This is a genomic window from Streptomyces sp. NPDC104226 (assembly GCF_055584085.1).
The window spans coordinates 65,502-88,090 of the sequence record NZ_JBVJMS010000002.1; the positions used below are offsets into that span (position 1 = coordinate 65,502).

Annotated in this window: 7 protein-coding genes; 5 read left to right on the plus strand and 2 right to left on the minus strand. The window is 75.2% G+C overall.

The window, feature by feature from the left end; translation table 11 throughout:
- Positions 1–41 precede the first annotated feature (41 nt).
- From ACZ60J_RS05805 to ACZ60J_RS05825, 5 genes are all read left to right on the plus strand, one after another.
- A complete protein-coding gene (locus ACZ60J_RS05805; RefSeq protein ID WP_469679188.1) occupies positions 42–7,892 on the plus strand; it encodes an amino acid adenylation domain-containing protein in 7,851 nt (2,616 codons plus the stop codon).
- Positions 7,889–18,403 carry a non-ribosomal peptide synthetase gene (locus ACZ60J_RS05810; RefSeq protein WP_469679189.1) on the plus strand — a complete coding sequence of 3,505 codons (10,515 nt, stop codon included), beginning with the start codon at positions 7,889–7,891 and terminating at the stop codon, positions 18,401–18,403. The genes ACZ60J_RS05805 and ACZ60J_RS05810 overlap by 4 nt, the downstream gene beginning before the upstream one ends.
- A 72-nt stretch (positions 18,404–18,475) precedes the next feature.
- Positions 18,476–18,676, plus strand: coding sequence for an MbtH family protein (locus ACZ60J_RS05815; protein WP_469679190.1), 201 nt, complete (start codon positions 18,476–18,478; stop codon positions 18,674–18,676).
- An 84-nt stretch (positions 18,677–18,760) separates the two neighbouring features.
- Complete coding sequence (locus ACZ60J_RS05820; RefSeq protein WP_469679191.1) at positions 18,761–20,083, plus strand: MFS transporter; 1,323 nt, start codon at positions 18,761–18,763, stop codon at positions 20,081–20,083.
- 175 nt (positions 20,084–20,258) lie between these two features.
- Positions 20,259–20,507, plus strand: a complete 249-nt coding sequence (locus ACZ60J_RS05825; protein WP_469679192.1) for a hypothetical protein — start codon at positions 20,259–20,261, stop codon at positions 20,505–20,507.
- A 92-nt stretch (positions 20,508–20,599) separates the two neighbouring features.
- Here ACZ60J_RS05825 and ACZ60J_RS05830 read toward each other — a convergent pair whose 3' ends face one another.
- Both ACZ60J_RS05830 and ACZ60J_RS05835 read right to left on the minus strand, forming a co-directional pair.
- On the minus strand, positions 20,600–21,208 hold the full coding sequence (locus tag ACZ60J_RS05830; RefSeq protein WP_469679193.1) for a hypothetical protein: 609 nt from the start codon (positions 21,206–21,208) through the stop codon (positions 20,600–20,602).
- 97 nt (positions 21,209–21,305) lie between these two features.
- Positions 21,306–22,340: a LuxR C-terminal-related transcriptional regulator gene (locus ACZ60J_RS05835; RefSeq protein ID WP_469679194.1), complete on the minus strand. Its 1,035-nt coding sequence runs from the start codon at positions 22,338–22,340 to the stop codon at positions 21,306–21,308.
- Positions 22,341–22,589: the final 249 nt, after the last annotated feature.

The following is a 22,589-nucleotide window of genomic DNA, read 5'->3' on the forward strand; positions in this document are numbered from 1 at the left end:
GTCGTTGATCGACCGATCCGACTGAGGAGACTGACCACCGCATGGCCACTCACGACCGCGGGCCGCTGCCCCTGACCCCGCCGCAGAACGGCGTCTGGTTCGCGCAGCAGCTCGACCCCACCCGCCTCGACTACACCATCGCCGAGTACCTGGAGATCCGCGGGGCGGTGGATCCGGAGCTGCTCGCCCAGGCGGTGCGCACGACGGTGGCCGGAACCGAGACGCTGTGCGTCCGCTTCGCCGAGACGGACGGCGTGGTGCACCAGATACCCGCCGGTCCGCCCGCGCTGCGGATGGAGACGGTCGACGTCAGCGACCACCCGGACCCGGACGCCGAGTCCGAGCGGCTGATGCGCGCCGAGCTCGCCCGGCCGACGGACCTGGCGTCCGGGGACGTGTGCCGGCACCTGCTGGTGCGGACCGGTCCGGCGACCTACCGCTGGATGCAGGGCTACCACCACCTCGTCGCGGACGGGGTCACCGGCTCGATCCTGGCCCGGCGTACCGCGCAGGTCTACTCGGCGCTGGTCGCGGGCGAGCCCGTGCCGGCCTTCGAGGGCGCGCCGTGGCAGCGGATCGTGGCCGAGGAGGAGGAGTACGCGGGCTCCGAACGGTGCGCGGCCGACGGGGAGTTCTGGCGGGCCCGGCTGGACGGCGCCCCCGAGCCCGTCTCCTTCACCGGCAGCCTTCCGGCGCCCGCCTCGGGTGCGACGGTGCGGGTGAGCGGCGACCTCGACCCCGCCGACGCCCGCACCCTGCGGGAGGCGGCGCGCCGGCACGGTACGCGTTGGTCGGCGCTGGTGATGGCCGCGGCCGCCGCCCACCTGCACCGGGCGGGCGGGACCGAGGACGTGGTCCTGGGGCTGCCGGTCACCGGCCGCACCACCCCGGACGCCCGTCGGACGCCGGGCATGTTCTCCAAGGTGCTGCCGCTGCGGCTGACGGTCACGGCGGACACGACGGTCGGCGAGCTGGTGCGCACCACCTCGGCCGGCATCAAGGACGCCCTGCGCCACCAGCGCTACCGCATAGAGGAGTTCACCGGGACCGGCCCCCGGCTGTGGGACGCCGCCGTCAACCTCATGTCCTTCGACTACGAGCTGTCCTTCGCCGGTGCTCCCGCCTCCGCGCACAACCTCTCGGTCGGCCCCGTCGAGCACGCCTCCCTCAACGTCTACGACCGCGGCGGCGACAGCCCGCTGACCGTGCAGGCCGAGGGTGACGCCGCCGACCTCGGCTGGGACGAACTCGACGCGCTGCGGGTGCGGTTCACCCGCTTCCTCGTCGCCCTCGCCTCGGCCGAGGCCACGGCGCCGGTCGGCTCGCTGCCCTTCCTGACCGCCGAGGACGAGGAGCGGCTCGCCGTCCTCGCCGAGGGAGGCGCCGGCCCCGTGGCAGGGGACGCGTCGCTGCACGCGCTCTTCGAGGAGGCGGCGGCGCGCACCCCCGAGCGGACCGCCGTGATCTGTGCGGGCCAGGAGGTCACCTACCGTGAGCTCGATGCCTGGGCCGAGGGCATCGCGGACCGGCTGCGGCCGGACGTCGAACCGGGCACCCCCGTCGGTGTGTGCGTGGAGCGCTCCCCGGCCATGGTCGCGGCCCTGCTGGGCGTCCTGAAGGCGGGCGGCTGCTACGTACCGCTCGACCCCGGACTGCCGGCCGAGCGCATCGCGTACATCGTGGGGGACGCCGGACTGCGCACGGTCGTCGCCGGGCCGGGCGACCGCGATCGGCTGCCGCTCGACCTGACGGACGTGGTCGACGCGAGCGCGCCGGCCGACGGCTCCCGCTCCGGCCGGAGATCCGTACCGGTGCCGGGCGCGTCCGCCGCGTACCTGCTGTACACCTCGGGCAGTACGGGCGAGCCGAAGGGCGTCGTCGTCCCGCACGCGGCGGCCGTCGACTTCGTACGCGGCCACCTCGCGCTGTGCGGCGCGGGTGACGGCCCCGGGGCCGGTGACCGGGGCGGATGCGGAGGCACCGAGCGGTTCCTCGGATTCGCCTCGCTGTCGTTCGACGTGTCGGTCCTGGACCTGTTCGGTGCCCTGCTGAGCGGTTCGACCCTGGTCCTCGCCACCGACAGCGAACGGGTCGACGTCGACCGGCTCCAGGCATTGCTCGCCGAGCACGCGGTGACGGTCGCCGACCTGCCGCCGGCGCTCCTGCCGCTGCTGGACCCCGCGGGGCTCCCGGCGCTGCGGTTCCTGTCCACGGGTGGTGAGGCCCCGTCCGGGGACGCCGTGGACCGCTGGGCCACGGGCGGCCGCGAGGTCTGGAACGCGTACGGGCCCACCGAGGCGGCCGTGTCCGTGACCATGCACCGGGTGGTTCCGCCCTCGCACGGCCGGATCCCGCCGATCGGGCGCCCGATGGTCAACCACCGTGCGTACGTGGTCGACCGGGGGCTGCGGCTGCTGCCGCCGGGTGCGACCGGCGAGCTGTGCGTGGCCGGTGCGGGTCTCGCCCAGGGGTACGCGGGGCGCGCGGCCATGACCGCCGACCGTTTCGTGCCGGATCCCTTCTCCGGCGTACCCGGCGCGCGGATGTACCGGACGGGCGACCTCGTGCGCTGGACGGCAGGGGGCGAACTGGAGTTCCTGGGGCGGGTGGACCGCCAGGTCAAGATCAACGGCCACCGGATCGAACTGGGCGAGATCGAGGCGGTGCTCGGCCGGCAGCCCTCGGTCGGGCAGGCCGCGGTCGTCGTGCACTCCCCCGCGGACGGGGCCCGCCGACTCGTCGCCTTCGTGGCACCGCCGGCCGACGGCGGACCGGCGCCCGAACCGGACGTGCTGACGGCCGAGTTGGGCCGGGTCCTGCCGGGCTACATGGTGCCCCGCACCTTCGTGGCGGTGGACCGGCTGCCCCTCACCCCGGGCGGCAAGGTCGACCGCGCGCGGCTGCACGTGCCCGAGGTCGCGGCGCGCACGGAGCACCCCGTGCGTGCGTACGGCGCCACCGAGCTGGCGCTCGCGGAGCTGTTCTCCGAGGCCCTCGGCACCCCCGCCACCCCGGACGACAACTTCTTCGAGCTCGGCGGCGACAGCATCACCGCCCTCGGCCTCACCAGCCGGGCACGGGCCCGGGGCTTCTCCTTCACCCTGCGCGAGGTGTTCGCGCACAAGACACCGGCCGCCCTCGCCGCGGCCGTCGGCGAGCCCGGCCACGGGGCCGCCGCGGACGCCACCGGTCCGGCCGTCGAGGCGTGCGGTCCGCTCCCCGCGACTCCGGTCATGCGCTGGCTCCTCGACGGGCCGGGCACCATCGGACGGTTCAGCCAGTCCATGGTGCTGACCCTGCCCGAGGGCGCGGACGACGCGACGCTCGTACGGGTCCTGCAGTCGGTCGTGGACCGGCACGGGGCGCTGCGCCTCGGGGTGACCGCCGGGCCCGAGGGCCGGCGGTGCACGGTCGGCGAGCCGGGTTCGGTCGACGTGGCCGGGCTGTACCGCACCGTCGACGTGGCCGGGTCGGACGGATCCGCCCGCGCCGCGGTCATGGCGGAGGCGGCCGGAGAGGCCGCCGGACAGCTGGACCCCGCGGCCTCGGTGATGCTGCGGGCCGTGCGCTTCACCACCGGTGGGGCGGTGCCGGACCGGCTGCTGCTGTGCGTGCACCATCTGGCGGTGGACGGGGTGTCGTGGCGCATCCTGACGGCCGACCTGGCCGCGGCCTGGGAGGCCGCCGCCGCCGGCCTGCCGCTTCCGGCCGCGGACGGGGAGGTCTCGTTCCGCGCGTGGGCCCACCACCTCGAACTCCAGGCCGTCTCCCCGGACGTGCAGGCCGAGCTCCCGTTCTGGCGCTCGACGCTGGAGGACGCCGGGGACGCCGCGGGCCGGCCGGAGCCGTGGCAGCGGATCCCCGACCCGGTGCGGGACACCGCCGGGGCCACGCGCACGCTGACGCTCGGCCTGCCTGCCGAGGTCGCCGGCCCGCTGCTGGCCCGGGTGCCCGGCGTGCTGCGCACCGGTCCGGCCGAGGTGCTGCTCGCGGGACTGGTCCTCGCGGCCCACCGCCTGCGCTCCCCCGGCAGCGCCCCGGGGTCGCTGCTGGTCGACCTGGAGGGCCACGGCCGCGTCGACCGGACCGGCCGGCACGACCTGGCGCGCACCGTGGGCTGGTTCACCACCCAGTACCCGGTCCGCTTCGACCTCGCCGGGATCGACCTGGACGCGGCGGCGAGGGGCGGCGACGCGCTCGCCGAGCTGGTCGCGCGGATCCACGGGACGGTCGCCTCCGTACCGGACCACGGCACCGGCTTCGGGCTGCTGAGCCGGCTCGATCCGCGGACCGCGGCGGAGCTGTCCGGACTCCCGCGCCCCCGGATCCTGTTCAACTACCTGGGCAGGTTCGCCGGCGGGGGTGAGGCGGCGTGGGGCCCCGCCCCGGAGGCGGGCGGCCTGCGGGCCGAGCTGGATCCGGCGATGCCCGTCGAGCACGCCCTGCAGATCGACGCCATGGCGGTGGACGGGGCCGCCGGTCCCGTCTTCACCGCGGTCGTCACCCATCCCGCGGACCTGGTGACCGAGGCGGAGGCGGATGCCCTGGTGGCGGCCTGGGGCGAGGCCCTGCGCCTGTTGGCCGGCTGGACGGGCGCCCCCCGACCGCGCCGTCTCACCCCCCGTGACCTGCCGCTGGTCCGGCTGACGCAGCCGGAGACGGACGCCCTGGCCGCGCGCTACGCCGGGCTCTGCGACGTGCTGCCGCTCTCGCCGCTCCAGGAGGGGCTCTTCTTCCACTCCGCCTTCGACACGGGCGCGATGGACGCCTACACCGGCCAGATCGTCCTCACTCTGGAGGGCGCCGTGGACGAGGACACCCTGCGGGCTTCCTGCGACCGGCTGCTGCGTCGCCACACCGCGCTGCGCTCCGCCTTCACCGACCAGGGTCTGGACGGTCCGGCCCAAGTCGTCGTCGAGTCCGTCGAGGTGCCGTGGGAGGCCGTGGACCTGGGCGGACTCGGTGCCGCGGACCGGGAGCGGGAGTGGCAGCGGCTGCTCGCGGCCGACCGGGCCCGCCGCTTCGACCTGGAGCGCCCGCCGCTGGTGCGCTTCACCCTGGTCCGGTTCGGGGCCGCCGAACACCGCCTCGTCATGACGAACCACCACATCGTCTGGGACGGCTGGTCCTCGGCCGTCCTGCTGCGCGAACTCCTCACCGGATACGCGGAGTGCGGCGCCCCCGGAAACCCCGACGGCCCGGGCGCGACCCGTCCCGCCGCCGAAGGGGTCCCGTACCGCTCGCACCTGGACTGGCTGGCCCGCCAGGACGACACAGCCGCCGAGACCGCGTGGAGCACCGCGCTGGCCGGGCTGGAGGAGCCGACCCTGCTGGGCGCGGCCGATCCGAACCGGATCGACGCGCTGCCCGGGCGGGTCCCGGTGGAGCTGTCGGCCGAGCTGACGGCCCGGCTCACCGCTCGGGCCCGTTCCGCGGGCGTGACCCTCAACAGCGTGGTCCAGGGTGTCTGGGCGATGCTGCTGGGGCGGGTGACCGGGCGGGACGACGTGGTGTTCGGCGGGACCGTCTCCGGGCGGACCGCGGACGTCGCGGGCATCGAGGACATGGTCGGCCTGCTGATCAACACCCTGCCCGTGCGGTTCCGGATCCGCGAGGACGAACCGCTGCTGGCCGCGCTCGCCCGGTTCCAGGACGAGCAGGCGGAGCTGATGGACCACCAGCACGTCGGGCTCGCCGGCATCCAGCGGGCGGCCGGGCTGGGCGCCCTCTTCGACACCACGGTCGTCGTCGAGAACTACCCGCTGGACCTCGAGTCGATGCGGGAGCTGGCCGGCGGACCGCGGCTGACCGGGGTGGAGGGCTCCGACGCCACCCACTACACCGTCAACCTCATCGTGCTGCCCGGGGAGCGGCTGCGGCTGCACCTCGACCACCGTACGGACGTCCTCGACGTGCGGACGGCGCGCAGCCTGGGCGAGGCGCTGGAGCGGCTGCTCACGGCCGTCGCCGACGCCCCCGCCACCGCGGTCGGCACGGTGGACCTGCTGTCGGCCGAGCAGCACCGCCTGATCCGGGAGTGGAACGCCACCGCCGTGCCCGTCCCGGACACCACGCTGGTGGAGCTGTTCGAGCAGCAGGTGGCCAGGACGCCCGAGGCCCCGGCGACCGTCTTCCGCGGGGAGCGCCTGACGTACGGCGAACTCGACGCCCGGGCCGAACGGTTGGCGCGCGCTCTGCGCGCCCGGGGCGCCGGTCCGGAGGAGATCGTCGCGGTCGCCCTGCACCGTTCCACCGAGATGGTGGTCTCGCTGCTGGCCGTACTGAAGTCGGGGGCGGCCTACCTGCCCGTGGACCCCTCGCTGCCGGCGGACCGGATCGCCTACCTGCTGTCCGACGCCGCACCGGTGCTGCTGCTCGCCGACGACGAGGCGGCTGCGGCGCTGCCGGTCTCCGCGGAGGTGCCCCGGCTGGATCCGGGGGCCGTCCACGACGGGGACCCCGGCGCGGCGGGGCCGGCACCGCTGCCCGCGCACCCCGCGTACGTGATCTACACGTCCGGGTCGACGGGCCGGCCCAAGGCCGTCGTCGTGGAGCACTCGGCCATCGTCAACCGGCTGCTGTGGATGCAGGACCGGTACCGGCTCGGCGCGGACGACCGGGTGCTCCAGAAGACCCCGTTCGGCTTCGACGTGTCGGTGTGGGAGTTCTTCTGGCCGCTGATCACCGGCGCGGCCCTGGTGGTCGCCGAGCCCGGCGGGCACAAGGACCCGGCCTACCTCACCCGGGTGATCCAGGAGCAGGCGATCACCACGGTCCACTTCGTCCCGTCCATGCTGGCGGCGTTCGTCGAGGATCCCGAGGCGGGCCGCTGCCGGTCCCTGCGCCGGGTCGTGTGCAGTGGCGAGGCCCTGCCGGAGGAGCTGAAGAACCGGTTCCTCGATGTGCTCGACGTGCCTCTGCACAACCTGTACGGGCCCACGGAGGCGGCCGTGGACGTCACGCACTTCGACTGCCGCCGCGAGGACACCGGGCCCGTGCCGATCGGCCGGCCCATCTGGAACACCTCGCTGTACGTGCTCGATCCGCGGGGCCGGCCCGTCCCGGTGGGGGTCGCCGGCGAGCTGTTCCTGGCCGGCGCGGGCCTGGCCCGTGGATACCTGCGGCGCCCGGCGCTGACCGCCGAGCGCTTTCCGCTCGACCCCTTCGGCCCGCCGGGCTCGCGCATGTACCGCACCGGGGACCTGGCCCGCCACCGGGCCGACGGCTCGGTGGAGTACCTGGGCCGCACCGACGACCAGGTGAAGATCCACGGCTTCCGGATCGAACTCGGCGAGATCGAGACGGCGCTGGGCCGCCTCGACGGTGTCGGCCGGGCCGCGGTCGTCGTCCGCGAGGACGTCCCGGGCGAGCGCAGGCTCGTCGGGTACCTCGTCCCGGAGGCCGGGGCGGACCCGGCGCCGGACACCGAGCCGATGCGCGCCGAACTGGCCCGCTCCCTGCCGGAGTACATGGTGCCGGTGCTGGTCGTCGTGGACGGGCTGCCGGTCACTGCGAACGGCAAGCTGGACCGCAGGGCGCTCCCGGCGCCCGCCGCGGCCGCCGCGGCCGGGTACGAGCCGCCCGCCGGGGAGACCGAGGAACTGGTCGCCATGGTGTGGGCCTCCGTACTGGACGCGCCGCGGATCGGCCGCCACGACGACTTCTTCGCCCTCGGGGGGCACTCGCTGAGCGCCACCCGGGTGGCGGCCCGGCTGCGCCAGTCCCTCGGCCTGGACCTGCCCCTGCACACCCTCTTCGAGCAGCGGACCGTCGCCGCTCTCGCCATCGCCGTCGAAACGGTGCTGCTGGCCGAACTGGAAGCCGAACCGGCCCCGTTCGCCGCCACCGACGCCGCCGTTCCTTCACTCGTACTTCAGGGAGAGAACTCGTGACCACCCAGGAGAGCCTGCCGGCCACCGGCACGGACAGCCGCCTGGCCGCCGCCCGTGAACTGCTGCGCCGCCGTGTACGCGCCGCGCTGGACGACACGGCGGCCGGTCCGGCCGCCGCACCGGAGCCGGTCCCCGCTCCGGCCGCCGACGGGCCCGACGCCGAGCCCGTCGCCTCGTTCGCCCAGGAGCGGATGTGGCTGGTGGACCGGATGGCGGACGGTACCCCCGGCTATGCGATCCCCGAGGTCGTGCGGCTGCACGGCCCCCTCCGCCCGGAGCCGCTGCGCCACGCCCTGACGGCCGTCGTGGCCCGTCACGCACCGCTGCGCACCGTCTTCGAGGAGCGTGACGGCGCCCCGCACCCGGTGGTACTGCCCGCCCCGGCGGCCGTCCCCCTGCCGGTGCTGGACCTGGGCGACGCCCCCCTCGCCGAACTGGAGGAGCGTGCCCACGCCCTGGCCCGGGAGGAGGTGCGCAGACCCTTCGACCTCGCGGCCGGCCCGCTGCTGCGCGCCCTGCTGATCCGACTCGGCGCCGAGGACCACCTGCTGGTGCTGGTGGTCCACCACATCGCCACCGACGGCTGGTCCATGGGCCTGCTGTGGCGGGAGCTGTCCGAGTCCTACGCGGCCCTGCTCGCGGGCCGGCCGCCGGCGCAGGCACCGCTGCCCCTGGACTACCAGGCGTACGCCCGTGCCCAGCGCGAGCGGTTCGCGAGCGGCGCGATGGAGGGCCGGCTGCGCTGGTGGGAGAGCTCCCTCGCCGGACTGGAGGCACTCGAACTCCCCGCGGACCGGCCCCGCCCCACCCGTCGCAGCGGCGACGGCGCGAGCCTGGAGTTCACCCTCGACGCACGCCTCACCTCCCGCCTGCGCGAGATCGCCGAGGGGGCCGGCGCCACCCTCTTCATGACGCTCCTGGCCGGCTTCCAGGCCACCCTGGCCCGCTACTGCGGCAGCACGGACATCGCCGTCGGCACCCCGGTGGCGGGGCGCGACCGGGTGGAACTGGAGCCCCTCGTCGGGTTCTTCGTCAACACCCTGGTGCTGCGCGCCGACCTGTCGGGCGAGGTCGGGTTCCGCGAGCTGCTCGGCCGGGTCCGGCGGACGACGGTGGACGCGTACGACCACCAGGAGGTGCCCTTCGACCGGCTGGTGGAGCACCTGAGCCCCGAGCGGGTCGGCGACCGCAACCCGCTCGTACAGGTGATGTTCGCGTCGGCCCCGGACGAGACGGCCGGGCTGCGACTGCCGGGTCTGGACGCGCGGCCCGTGCGGACCGACTTCGGCGGTTCCCTCTTCGACCTGAGCGTCTTCGTCTCCGAGGGCGCCGCGACCTGCTCCGGCTCGCTGGTCTTCGACACCGACCTGTTCGACCGGGCCACGGCCGAACTCGTCCTCGGCCACTACGTGGAGCTGCTGGCCTCCGCCGCCGAGGAGCCGGACCGCCCCGTTGCCGAGCTGCTGCCCTCCGCCCCGACCGCGGCCCGGCTCGCGGCCGAGGGGCACGGCACGGTCCGTACGGACCTGGCCCCGGCCTCCCTCGTGGAGCTGTTCGCCGAGCAGGTCCGGCGCGCCCCCGGCGCCGAGGCCGTGGTCTGCGGCACCGACCGCATGAGCTACGCCGAACTCGACTCCCGGTCCGACCTGCTGGCGGCCAGGCTTGGCGCAGCCGGGGTGGGGCGCGAAACCCCGGTCGCCCTGCTGATGGAGCGCTCGGTCCACCTCCCCGTGGCGATCCTGGCCGTCCTGAAGGCCGGCGGACTCTACGTCCCGCTCGGCGAGGGATTCCCCGTCGCCCGGCTGCACTGGATGCTGGAGCGGACCGGCGCCCGCCTGCTGCTCGCCGATCCTGCGACGGCCGGGCACGAGGCGGTCCGCACCTCGCCCCTGCCGGTGCTCGACGCGACGGACGCGGCGGGCGCGGCGGGCGGGGCTCCGGCCGCCGCACCGGCCCCGTACCCGCCGTGCTCACCGGACCAGTTGGCGTACGTGATGTACACCTCCGGTTCCACGGGCGAGCCGAAGGGCATCGGCGTCACCCACGCCAACGTCGCGGCGCTCGCCCGTGACTCCGCCTTCGGCGCCGCGCACCGGCGGGTGCTGGCCCACTCGCCGCTGTCGTTCGACGCCTCGACGTACGAACTGTGGGCGCCGCTGCTGTCGGGCGGGCTCGTGGTCATGGCGCCGCCCGGCCGGGTGGACACCGCCGCCCTGGCCCGGCTGGTGGAGGAGCACCGGATCACCTCGATGTTCCTCACGGCCGCCCTGTTCAACCTGGTGGTCGAGGAGTGCGTGGAGCTGCTGACGCGGGTGCGGGAGGTGTGGACGGGCGGCGAGGCCGCCTCCCCGCACTCCTTCGCCCGGGCCCTGGATCAGGCTCCGGACACCGTCCTCGTCAACGTCTACGGCCCCACCGAGACCACGACCTTCGCCACGGCCCACCGGCTGGACCCCCACGCCGGAGCCGCCGTGGACGGCCGGGTACCGATCGGCACCGCCCTGGACGACACCCGCCTGTACGTCCTGGACGGGCGCGGCCGCCCGGTGCCGCAGGGCGCCGTGGGCGAGCTGTGCGTCGGCGGTACCGGCGTGGCCCGCGGCTACCTCGGCAGGCCCGGCCTGACCGCACGGCAGTTCACCCCCGACCCGTACGGCGCTCCGGGCGCCCGGATGTACCGCACGGGCGACCTCGCCCGGCGGCGCCCAGACGGCACCGTCGACTACCTGGGCCGCAGCGACCAGCAGGTCAAGATCCGCGGCCACCGGATCGAACCGGGCGAGATCGAGGCCGAACTGGCCCGCGGCCCGCGGGTCGGACACGCCGCGGTGGTGGTCCGCGAGGACACCCCCGGCGAGCAGCGTCTGGTCGCCTACGTGGTGCCCTCGGAGGGACAGGTGGTGGACCCGGCCGAGCTGCGCAACGCGCTCGCCGACCGGCTGCCCGCGTACATGCTGCCCTCGGCGATCGTCTGCCTCGCGGCGCTGCCGGTGACGCCGAACGGCAAGCTGGACCGGCGCGCGCTGCCCGCGCCCCCCGAGGAGGGGGTGCTCCGGGCCGAGTTCGCGGCGCCGGCGACCGCGACCGAGGAGCTCGCCGCGGCCGTGTGGGGCGAGGTGCTCGGCACCGGGCGGATCGGCCGGCACGACGACTTCTTCGCCCTCGGCGGCCATTCGCTGCGGGCCACCCGTGCCGTGTCGCGGCTCGGCGCCCGCCTGGGCACGGGCGTGCCGCTGCGGCTGCTGTTCGAACACCCGACGCTGGAGCGGTTCGCGGCGGCGCTGGACGCCCTGCGCGGCGACGGCCGGGTCGCCGCCGCGCAGGCGGCTCCCGTCATCGCGATCGGCGCCCGGCCGGCCGGGGAGAGCGCGCCGCTGTCGTTCGCGCAGCAGCGGCTGTGGTTCCTGGACCAGCTCCAGCCCGGCCGGCCCGACTACAACATTCCCGTCGCGGCCCGGCTGCGGGGCGTGCTGGACGCCGACGCACTGGCCGCCGCGCTGTGTGCGGTGGTGACCCGGCACGAGGTGCTGCGCTCCCGCATCACCGAGGGCCCGTCAGGTCCCGTACAGGTCGTGGAGGCGCCGGAGGTCTTCGTCCCGGTCCGCACCGACCTGGGCGGCCTGCCCCGCGAGGAGGCCCGTTCGCGGGCGCTGGGTCTCGCCCACGCCGACGCCGCCGCCCCCTTCGACCTGGGGTCGGCGCCCCTGCTGCGGGCCCGCCTGGTGCGGGTCGCCGACGACGAGCACCTCCTCGTCCTGGTCCTGCACCACACCGTCGGCGACGGCTGGTCGATGCCGGTGCTGTGGCGGGAGCTCTCCGGGGCCTACGCTGCCCTGCGCCGCGGCGAGCGCCCGACGCTGCCGGAACTTCCCGTCCAGTACGGGGACTTCGCCTACTGGCAGCAGCGCCGACTCGCGGACGGCGAAGCCGATGCGGGCATCGCCCACTGGCGGGCGGCCCTCGGCGGGCTCCCGGCCCTGGAGCTGCCCACCGACCGGCAGCGGCCGCAGGTGCGCTCCGGCGCGGGCGACGCCTTCGTCTTCGAGGTCCCGGCCGAGCTCGCCCAGCGGCTCGGCGCGCTGGCCCGGGAGCGCGGCGCCACCCTGTTCATGGTGCTGCTGGCCGGTTTCCAGGCGCTGCTGGCCCGCTACACGGGTCAGACCGACATCGCGGTGGGCTCGCCCATCGCGGGCCGCGACCGCACCGAGCTGGAACCGCTCGTCGGCTTCTTCGTGAACACCCTCGTGCTGCGCACCGACCTGTCCGGCGATCCGGCCTTCGGCGAACTGCTGGAACGGGTGCGCCGGACCGCGCTGGCCGCGTACGAGCACCAGGACGTTCCCTTCGACCGGCTGGTGGAGGAGCTCCGGCCGGAGCGCGACCTCAGCCGCAACCCGCTCTTCGACGTGCTCTTCCAACTCCATCCCGAGCAGCTCGCCGCCCTGCCGCTGGACGGTGTGGAGGTCGAGAGCCTCGACACCTCCAACGGGACGGCCAAGTTCGACCTCAGTCTCGCGATGACCGAGCACCCCGGCGGTCTGACCGGCACCGTCCAGTACGCGACGGACCTCTTCGACCGGGCCACCGTCGAGCGGTTCGCCGCCCACTACCTGCGGCTGCTGGCCGGTGCCGCCGAGACCCCCGGCGCCCCGCTGTCCCGGCTGGACGTGCTGTCCCCGCGGGAACACGCCGCCCTGCTCGGGGAGGACGCGGGCCCCCCGGCGGACGGACCGGCAGCCCGGACCCTGCACGCCCTCGTGGCGGAGCAGGCCCGGCTGCGGCCGGACGCCCCCGCCGTGACCTGCGAGGGCCGCACCCTCGGCTACGCGGAGCTCGACGCGGCCGCCAACCGGCTGGCCCACCGACTGCGGGAACTCGGCACCGGCCCCGAGACCCGGGTGGCCGTACTGGCCGGCCGGGACCCGCGGATGCTGGTGTGCGTCCTCGCGGTGCTGAAGGCCGGCGGCGCCTACGTGCCGCTCGACGCGGGACACCCGGCCGAGCGGGTCCGTACGGTCCTCGCCGACAGCGGCGCCCACCTGGTGCTGACGGCGGGCCTGCCCGGCGGGCCGTCCACGGACCTGACCGGCGACGTACCGGTCCTGGACCTGGACGCCGAGCAGCACTTGGTGGACGCGCTGCCCGCCACGGAGCCGCCCGCCGCGGCCTCCGCCGCGCACCTGGCCTACCTGCTGTACACCTCCGGGTCCACCGGCCGCCCCAAGGGCGTGGCCGTCACGCACGGCGCGATCACCGGCTACCTGGCGGCGCTGACCGCCACCTTCGGGCTCGGTCCCGAGGACGCGGTGCTCGCCCGTACCGCGCTGACCTTCGACCCCTCGGTGCGTGACCTGTTCGCCCCGCTGACCACCGGCGGACGGATCGTCCTGGCCTCGCAGGACGAGGCCGGGGACCCGGAGGCGCTGGCCCGACTGCTGCACGGCGAGGGTGTGACGGCGCTGCTGTCGATCGTCCCGTCGATGCTGGAACCGCTCGTCGCCGCCGTCACCGCACCCGCGGCCGCGCTGCGGCTGGTGATGACCACCGGCGAGGCACTGACACCCGGCCTGGCGGGCGCCGCCCACGGCCTGGGCCTGCCCGGCCGCCTGCGGCTGGTCAACCAGTACGGTCCGACGGAGTGCACGAACACCACCACCTACCACGTGGTGACGGACGCCGACATCGAGGCGGGCCGCATCCCCATCGGACGGCCGCTGCCCGGCGCCCGGGTCCTCGTCCTCGGCGAGCACCTCGAACCGCTGCCCCGGGGCGCGGTCGGTGAGCTGTTCATCGCCGGGCGCGGTGTGGCCCGCGGCTACCTGGGCGATCCGGCACGCACCGCCGAGGCCTATCCGCCGGACCCGTACGGGCCGCCCGGGGCGCGCATGTACCGCACCGGCGACCTGGTGCGACTGCGGTCCGACGGGGTGCTGGAGTTCCACGGCCGCCGGGACAACCAGGTCAAGGTACGGGGCCACCGCATCGAACTGGGCGAGGTGGAGGCCGCGTTGCTGCGCCACCCGGACGTGGCCCGGGCCGTGGCCGCCGCGCACGGCGAGGGCGCCGACCGGCTGCTCGCCGGGTACGTGGTGTGGCGGGAGGGCGGCGGTGATCCGGCCGCCGTACTGGACTCCGTCCGCGCGGCCCTGCCGGCGGCGATGGTGCCGTCCGCGCTGGTGGTGCTGGACGCGCTGCCGCTGACCCCGAACGGGAAGACCGACCGGCGGGCGCTGCCCGCACCGGAGCCCGGTACGGCCGGCGGGCACCGGGCGCACGTGGCCCCGCGCACCCCGCTGGAGCGGACGGTCGTCGAGGTCTGGGAGGAGGTGCTCGGCGAAGGCCCGATCGGGGTCCGTGACCACTTCTTCGAGCGCGGCGGGCACTCCCTGCGCGCCACCCGGGTCATCTCCCGGCTGCGCGCCCTGCTGGACCGGGACGTCCCGATGCAGCTGATCTTCCGGCACCCGGTGGCCGAGGACCTGGCCCGGGCGCTGGCCTCACCGGTCGCGGCGGACGCGACGGGAGCGGCGATCCCCTCGCTGCCGGAGGGGCCCGGCCCGCTGTCCTTCGGGCAGCAGCGGCTGTGGCTGCTGGACCGGCTCCAGCCGGGCCGGCCCGACTACAACATGCCCGGCGCCCTGCGGCTGACCGGGGAGCTCGACACCGACGCCGCCCTGGGCGCGCTGGCGGACGTCGTCGCCCGGCACGAGGTGCTGCGCTCCCGGATCGAGGAGACCGGGGAAGGCGGCGGCGAGGGGGCTTTCGCTGCCCGCGCCGTGCCCGGTCCGGCCTCCCTGTTCGCCGCCGGCTTCACCGACCTCTCGGAGCTCGGCGCTCCGGCGGCCGGGGAGCGGGCGCGGGAGCTGGCCGCGCAGGACGCCGCGCTGCCCTTCGACCTGACGGCCGCGGGCCCGCTGCGGGCCCGCCTGGTGCGGATCGCGGAGCGGGAGCACCTGCTGGTGATCGTGGCCCACCACATCGCCTTCGACGGCTGGTCCGTGGGGGTGTTCTGGCGGGAGTTCTTCGCCGCCTACCGCGCCCGCACCGTCGAAGGGGCCGATCCCCTTCCGGAACTCACGCTCTCCTACCGCGAGTTCGCCTCCTGGCAGCGCGACCGCCTCGGCGACGACGCCCTCGCGGACACCCTGGGCTACTGGCGCGGACGCCTCGCCGGCCTCGCCCCGCTGGACCTGCCCACCGACCGGCCCCGGCCCGCCACCCCGTCCGGGCGCGGCGAGCAGTTCTCCTTCGAGCTGCCCGAGCCGCTGCTGCGGCAGCTGCGCGACCTGGGGCGCCGGCACGACGCCACGCTGTTCATGGTGCTGCTGGCGGGGTTCCAGGCCCTGCTGGCCCGCTGGTCGGGCGGCGAGGACGTGGCCGTGGGCTCGCCCATCGCCGGCCGCGACCGCACCGAACTGGAGCCGCTCATCGGCTTCTTCGTCAACAACCTGGTGCTGCGTACCGACCTGTCCGGCGACCCGGCCTTCGGCGAGCTGCTGGACCGGGCCCGGGAGACGGCGCTGGGGGCCTACGCCCACCAGGAGGCGCCGTTCGAACGCCTCGTGGAGGAGGTCCGCCCGGAGCGCGACCTGAGCCGCAACCCGCTGTTCCAGGTGATGCTGGTGCTCGACGAGGAGGCCTCCGCCCCGCCCGCGCCGCCCGGCCTGGACATCGAACCGCTCTCGCTGGCCAGCGGTGCCTCGAAGTTCGACCTCTCGCTGTACTTCGTCGAGGAGGAGGGCGCGCTGCGCGGTGAGGCCGTCTTCGCCACCGACCTCTTCGACCGGGCCACCGTCGAGCGCATGACCGCGGCGCTGACCGAACTGCTCACGGCCGCCGCGGCCGATCCCACGACCCCGCTGGGCGCCCTGCCCCTGATGGGTCCGGCCGAGGAACGCCGGATCCTGCGCGCCGGTGCCGGGACCGCCGAGCCCGCCGCCGACCGGCCGCTGCCCGTACTCGTCGGCGAGCAGGCCTCCCGTACGCCGCGGGCGGTCGCCGTGGAGGACGGCGACCGGAGCCTGACGTACGCCGGGCTGTGGGAGGTCTCGGGCCGGCTGGCCCGGGAGCTGGCCCGCCTCGGTGTCGTTCCGGAGGCCGCGGTCGCGGTCTGCGCGGAGCGCTCCGTACTGCTCCCCGCCGCGCTGCTGGGCGTGCTCCGCTCCGGCGGCATGTACGTACCCGTGGACCCCTGCTATCCGGCCGACCGCATCGGCTACATGCTCGCGGACAGCGGCGCCCGCGTCATGGTGGTGTCGGGGCTCTCGGACACCGCGCAGGCTCCGGACGGGGTCGCCGTGGTGGACCTCGACGCCCTGGCCGCGGACGGCGGCGCGCCGGCCGAACTCGCACCCGTGCGGCCGGAGCCGGAGCAGCTGGCGTACGCCCTCTACACCTCCGGCTCGACGGGACGCCCGAAGGGGGTCACCGTCCCGCACCGGGCGCTGGCCAACTTCACCCGGGACATGGTCCGCAGGCTGGAGCTGACGGCCGGTGACACGGTCGCGGCCGTCACCACCGCCTCCTTCGACATCGCCGTGCTGGAGCTGCTCGTCCCGCTCGTGTGCGGAGCGACCGTGCGGGTCGTCGACCGCGAGACCGCCCGGGACGGCACCCTGCTCGCGAAGGAGCTGGACGCCGCGCAGGTCACCGTCGTCCAGGCCACCCCGGCCACCTGGCACCAGCTGATGGAGTCGGGCTGGCAGGCACCGCACGTACGGGCGCTGTGCGGCGGAGAGGCGCTGCCGTCGGCCCTGGCCGAGCGGATGCGTACGGCGCTGGGCACCGTCAGCAACGTGTACGGGCCGACCGAGACCACCGTCTGGTCGACGGCCCACCGCCTGTCGGGCCCCGTCGGCGACGGGCCGGTGCCGATCGGCACGGCGCTCGCCAACACCCGGCTGCACGTACTGGACGCGCGGCTGCGCCCGGTTCCGGTGGGGGTGTTCGGCGAGCTCTACATCGGCGGTGCCGGGGTGGCCCGCGGCTACCACGGGCGCCCGGCCCTGACCGCAGACCGGTTCGTACCCGATCCCCATGGGGCGGGCGAACGGCTGTACCGCACCGGTGACCTCGTACGCCGGCTCGCGGACGGAACGCTGGAGTACCGGGGCCGGGCCGACGGCCAGGTGAAGGTGCGCGGCCACCGCATGGAGCTCGGCGAGATCGAGTCCGCGCTCGCCCGCCACCCGCGGGTGCTGGGGGCGGCCGTGGCCGTCCACGGCAGCGGGGTGGACGCCGTCCTGGCCGGCTACGTGACCTGGCGGGACGAGGAGGGCGACGTGCGCGAGCTCGGCGACTTCCTTCGCCAGGACCTCCCCGAGTACATGGTCCCGGCGGTCCTCTCCGCGCTGGAGAAGCTCCCGCTCACCCCGAACGGCAAGCTCGACCGCAAGGCGCTGCCCGCGCCGTCGGCGGACGCGGCGCGCGGCGGGGGCGCGGAGCGGATCGCCCCGCGCGACACGACCGAGCTGCGGATGGCTCGGCTGTGGGAGCAGACCCTGGGCACGGCCCCGATCGGGGTGCGCGAGGACTTCTTCGCGCTCGGCGGCCACTCGCTCAAGGCCTTCGCCCTGATGGCGGCCGTGCGCCGGGAGTTCGGGGTGGAGCTGCCGCTGAACCTGGTGTTCCGCCGGCGCACCGTGGAGCTGCTCTGCGAGGCGCTGCCGGACGCGGGGGCGGCCGCGGCCAGGCTGCTGGTCCCGCTGGCCGACGGTGACGCCTCACGGCCGCCGCTGGTCCTCGTCCACCCGCGGGGCGGCGACGTGGTCTGCTACCGGGACCTGGTGCGGGACCTGTCCGTCCGTACCGGAGGCGACCGGCGGATCCTCGGCCTGGAGTCGGTGGGGTACAACACCGGCGAGAGGCCGCTGGATACGGTGCCCGAGATGGCCGAGCGCTACCTGGCCGCCCTGCGCGAGGAGCAGCCGCACGGCCCGTACCTGCTGTCCGGCTGGTCGTTCGGCGGGACGGTGGCCTACGAGATGGCCGCCCGTCTGGAGTCCGCCGGCGAGGAGGTCGCCTTCCTCGGCCTGATCGACTCGGCCGCGCCGGGGGCGGCTCCCGGGAACCGTTCCGGTACGGATGCCGGGCCCGGCGACCCCGATCTGCTGCGGTACGGCATCGCCGCCGGGATCGACGCCGACGCGGCGCGCGAACTGGACGAGGAGGAACTGCTCGACGTCCTGGTGCGACGGGGCCGCGCGCAGGGCACCCTCCCCCGTACCGCCCCCACGGAGTCCCTGCGCAGGGTGTTGCGGGTCGCCGAGGCGAACGGAGCGGCCTCCGCCGCCTACCGCACCGACGCAGTCCTCGCCGTCGGCCTCCACCTCTTCACCGTCGACGAGCGGCACCCGGAGCTCGGGACGCCGCTGGTCGACCCGGCGGCCTGGGACGCACGCACCGCGGGCGACGTCGTACGAGCGGCGGTCCCGGGCAACCACCACGACCTGGTGGACCCCCCGCACTGCGCCGCGCTGGCCGAGCGGCTGGCCGCGGTCCTGCCCTCCTGACCCGCTCCGCCCCCTCCCCCTGCTCCACCTCCATCTCCCCTTCCGCAGTGCCGATCCTTCGAGGAGAACACCATGAACGACGCGTCCCCGCAGCAGTACCTGGTCGTGGCCAACGACGAGGAGCAGTACTCCCTCTGGGAGGCCGGTCGGCCCGTGCCGCTCGGCTGGCACGACCAGGACGTACGCGGCACCAAGGAGGAGTGCCTCGCGTACGTCGAGCGGGTGTGGACGGACATGCGCCCGCTCAGCCTCCGCACGAGCATGGCCGGCTGACCCCACCACCCCCGGGCACCACGCCGCCCGGCAGACCCCACCGCGGGCTGCCGGGCGGCGCGGCGGTGCCGGAAGGAACCCCGAATGACCAGCTCGTACCCCGGCGGTCCCGCGTCACCGCGCCGCCGCACCCCGCTCGCCGCCCTGGTGGCTGCCTCCGGGATGTCCTCGCTCGGCATGGCGGCGACCCTGGTCGCCGTGCCCTGGTTCGTCCTGCACAGCACCGGCAGCGGCACCCGCACGGGCCTCGTCGCCACCGCCGAGGTGCTGGGACTGCTGTGTTCCGCCGTGCTCGCGGGTCCGGTGATCGACCGGCTGCCCGTCCGTACGGTCAGCGTCGGGGCGGATCTGCTCACGGCCGCGGCGATCGGCCTGATCCCGCTCCTGCACGCCTGCGACGCGCTGCCGCTGCCCGTCCTGATCGTCCTGGTCTTCCTGGTCGGGGCGGCCCGCGGCCCGTCCGACACCTCCAAGCAGCTGCTCCTGCCCGCCGCGATGGAACGCGCGGGCGTCCCGGCGGAGCGGGCCACCGCAGCGGTCGAGGGGGCCCGCCGGATCGGCATGATGGCGGGCGCGCCGCTGGCCGGCCTGCTCATCTCGACCGCCGGTCCCGTGCGCACCCTGTTCGCGGACCTGGCGGCGATGGCGTCGTGCGCCCTCGTCGTGGCGGCCCTGGTACCGGCGGCGAACCGTCCGCGCCCCGTCGGCTCCGGACGAGCCGGCGGGTCCTACATGCGGGAACTGCGCTTCGGACTCGCACAGTTGCGCGGAGACCGGCTCCTGGGGGCGATGGTGGGCGTCCTGATGCTCACCAATGCCCTGGACGGTGCGCTGAACGGGGTGCTCTATCCGGCGTACGGAACCCAGGTGCTGCGCAGCAGTGCCCTGTTCGGGGCGATGGTGACCGCTCTGGGGGCCGGCGCGCTGCTCGGGGCGGCACTGTACGGCTGGGCCGGGCACCGGATGCCGCGGCGCGCGGTCTTCGTCGGGGCCTTCCTCCTGGTCGGCCCGGTGCGGTGTGCCGCGCTGGCCGCCGAGCCGCGGCCGGCGGTACTGCTGGCGGTGCTGGCCCTGTCCGGCATCGGGTCGGGGATCGTGGGCCCGCTGATGATGTCGGTCGCCTATGAGCGGGTGCCCGAGGCGGTACGGGGGCGGGTGTTCGGTCTACTGGTCGCCGCCGCGCTGGCGGCGACGCCGCTCGGCATGCTCGGTGCGGGGCTGGCCCTGGACGCGGCGGGGCTGTTGCCGGCTCTGCTGGGAACGGGGGCCCTGTACCTCGCGGTCACGCTCGCCCCACTGGTGTTTCGGGTGTGGCGAGAGCTCGACGGGCAGGGTCCGGCGGAGCGCGCGGAGCGGCGGGAGCACGACTCCCTTGCCCCTGTGGGCGCGGGAGTTCTGACCGAATAGCCCCGCTCCATGCGGCTTTGGGGCCCTTCACCATCGCGCCAGGCAGCTTGATGAGCTGCCCGGTCCGCCACCGGGGGGCCTTCCGCACGGCAAGGTTGGTCCTGCACCGACCGGCGCGGACGGCCCACGAAGTGGTCCGCGCCGGGACCAGACCGCTCGTACTCCTGGGGATCCCATGCTCAAGCGTTACGTCTTCGCCCTGTCCGTGGCCGCGTCCGCACTGCTGCTGCCCGCGGCAGGCGCCGCGCAGGCCGCCGACGGCGACACGGCCACGACCACCGTGACGACCACCAGTGGGGCCGAGGGAGACACCAGCACACCGACGGCCCGTCAGATCACGCTGTCCGACGGCCGAGTGGTGACGCTCAACGCGGCCACGGGCAGCCGGAACCGCGACACGACCGACAGCTCCTGGGGCGGCTGACCGCGGCGGCCCGTCAGGGGCCGCCGAAAGGGGGGAGGGGGGATCGCGACGCGATCCCCCCTCCCCCTTTCCCGACTGGCTCACCGTCACTCCTACGTGCCGGCAAGCCAGATGACCGTGTCCCGGGCCTGCGGCGAGCCGGCGCGACCGCGCGTCCACCCGGCCGGTACGTACAGCACCTCACCGGGGAGCAGCCGGCACCGGAAGGACTCCGGCCCGCCGCTCCCGGCCGGTCCGGCCAGCTCCCAGGTCACGGCTCCGGCGAGCTGGTGGATCAGCAGGTGCTCCGGGCTCCCGGACGCCGGTACGGACCCTACGGCGTCCGCACCGGCGTCCGGGTAGGTCACGGCCGTCTCCGTCCGGTCCCACCGCACGGACAGGCCCGTGAACGAGGCCAGTTCCGCGACGAAGCGGTCCATCCGCGCCGGGCACACACCGCGCCCCGCCGCCCCCGGCCCGAGGCCGCCGACGCCCTCGGCCTCAGCGGCCTCCTCGACCCCATCGACCTCGCCGGCTTCTTCGGCGTCCTCGGCGTCCTCGGCTTCGAGGGCGTCGTCACCGGCGGCGCCCTCACAGAACGCCGGGTTGTCGTACTCGGGCCACAGCACACCCGGCGCCCGGTCCAGGTGGACCGAGAGGAACAGGAGGACCTCCCGCAGGTGCGGGGCCTCCCGTTCCCAGGCTTCATCCGGTATTTCCATCACGCGCCCCTCTTGTTCGGCGGCTCCACAGCTCCCGTCACAGCAGCATGTGACACGCCTGCCGACCGCGACAGACACGAAAACGCGTGACATCAGGTCAGGAGGACTGCAAGGGGCCGCCCTCCGCCTCGCCGTCCAGGTCCAGGAGTCCGCGCGCGGCGGCAGCCACACCGGCCTGGAAGCGGCTGCCCGCACCCAGCTCCTGCATGATGTCGGCGATATGGCGCCGGGCGGTGCGCAGCGACATGCCCAGGCGCCGGGCGATGGCCTCGTCCTTCAGGCCCGCCGCCAGCAGCCGGATGATCGTCTCGTGGATCTCCCGGGCCACCTCCTCGAGTCCCTGGCCCGCCGCGGGCGAGAAGGGGGAGGCCAGGTCCCAGGTCTGGTCGAAGATGTTGCACAGGTAGTCGACCGTGGACGGCTCGCGGATCACGACGGCGCCCCAACTGCCGTCGGGAACGGGTATGAAGGCCAGTTCCCGGTCGAAGGCGATGAGCCGGCCGAAGAGTTCGTGCGCGGTGCGGTACTGCGCCCCCAGCGCGGAGGCGGCCGCGACGTAGGCCTGGCTCGGCCCGTTGAAGCGGGCCGTGTGGTGGTAGAGGGTCCGGATCGAGATCCCCCGCTGGAGCATCGCCTCGTCCCGCCGCAGCGCCTCCTGCATCGCCTCCGACACCCTGCTGCCGCCCCCGGGCTGCGAGCTGAGCATTTCGCTCGTGCAGGCGAGCGAGGCCCTGTTCAGCGCCCCGCGCACGTCCTCCAGGCTCTCCAGAACCTCCAGCGACTCCCCCGTGGAGCGGCGGCCCAGGTAGTACGGCAGGAAACGGCCCAGGTCCTCGCGGATCCGGCTGATCGCCTGCTGCTGGTCGCGGATCTGCGCCTCCAGAGGCGCCACGAGCTGCTCGGCCGCCGTGTCCGGGGCGACCGCGAAGGCGACCGCGGGGTCGCCCGGGCTCACGTGCAGCAGGCGGGCGGCGCGCAGGCGGGACACGCTGCGCCGGACCTCGTCCTCTCCGCGCCCCGTGCCGGCGGCCACCGCGTCCACGTCCACCGTGCGGTGCTCGAGGACCCACCCGTAGATATCGATGTCAACGTCTGCGTTGCTCGGATCCGGCTCCACGTCAGATAGCTGCATTGCCCCACTTTGCCTTTTTCGCCCCTGGTCGCTTTACTGCCAGGCACTTTGGTGAAGTGCCTGCCCCCTGGCGCCAGGATAAGCAGGACGAAAGGCTGGGCCCTAGAACAGCAGCGGCTGTCCGGCCACTTCAGGCCCCGGACGTCCGAATCGGTGCGATCACCCCCAAAGCGATCGCACCCGCAGCGATCGCGTCGCCACCGGGGGTGGCGGACTCCGCCGCTCCCCTTTCTCTTTCGATCCGGAATC

Bases quoted from the DNA above. Each gene is read 5' to 3' on its own strand.
- ACZ60J_RS05805 (WP_469679188.1), top strand. From the start codon at position 42: ATGGCCACTCACGACCGCGGGCCGCTGCCCCTGACCCCGCCGCAGAAC.
- ACZ60J_RS05815 (WP_469679190.1), top strand. From the start codon at position 18,476: ATGAACGACGCGTCCCCGCAGCAGTACCTGGTCGTGGCCAACGACGAG.
- ACZ60J_RS05820 (WP_469679191.1), top strand. From the start codon at position 18,761: ATGACCAGCTCGTACCCCGGCGGTCCCGCGTCACCGCGCCGCCGCACC.
- ACZ60J_RS05825 (WP_469679192.1), top strand. From the start codon at position 20,259: ATGCTCAAGCGTTACGTCTTCGCCCTGTCCGTGGCCGCGTCCGCACTG.
- ACZ60J_RS05830 (WP_469679193.1), bottom strand. From the start codon at position 21,208: ATGGAAATACCGGATGAAGCCTGGGAACGGGAGGCCCCGCACCTGCGG.
- ACZ60J_RS05835 (WP_469679194.1), bottom strand. From the start codon at position 22,340: ATGCAGCTATCTGACGTGGAGCCGGATCCGAGCAACGCAGACGTTGAC.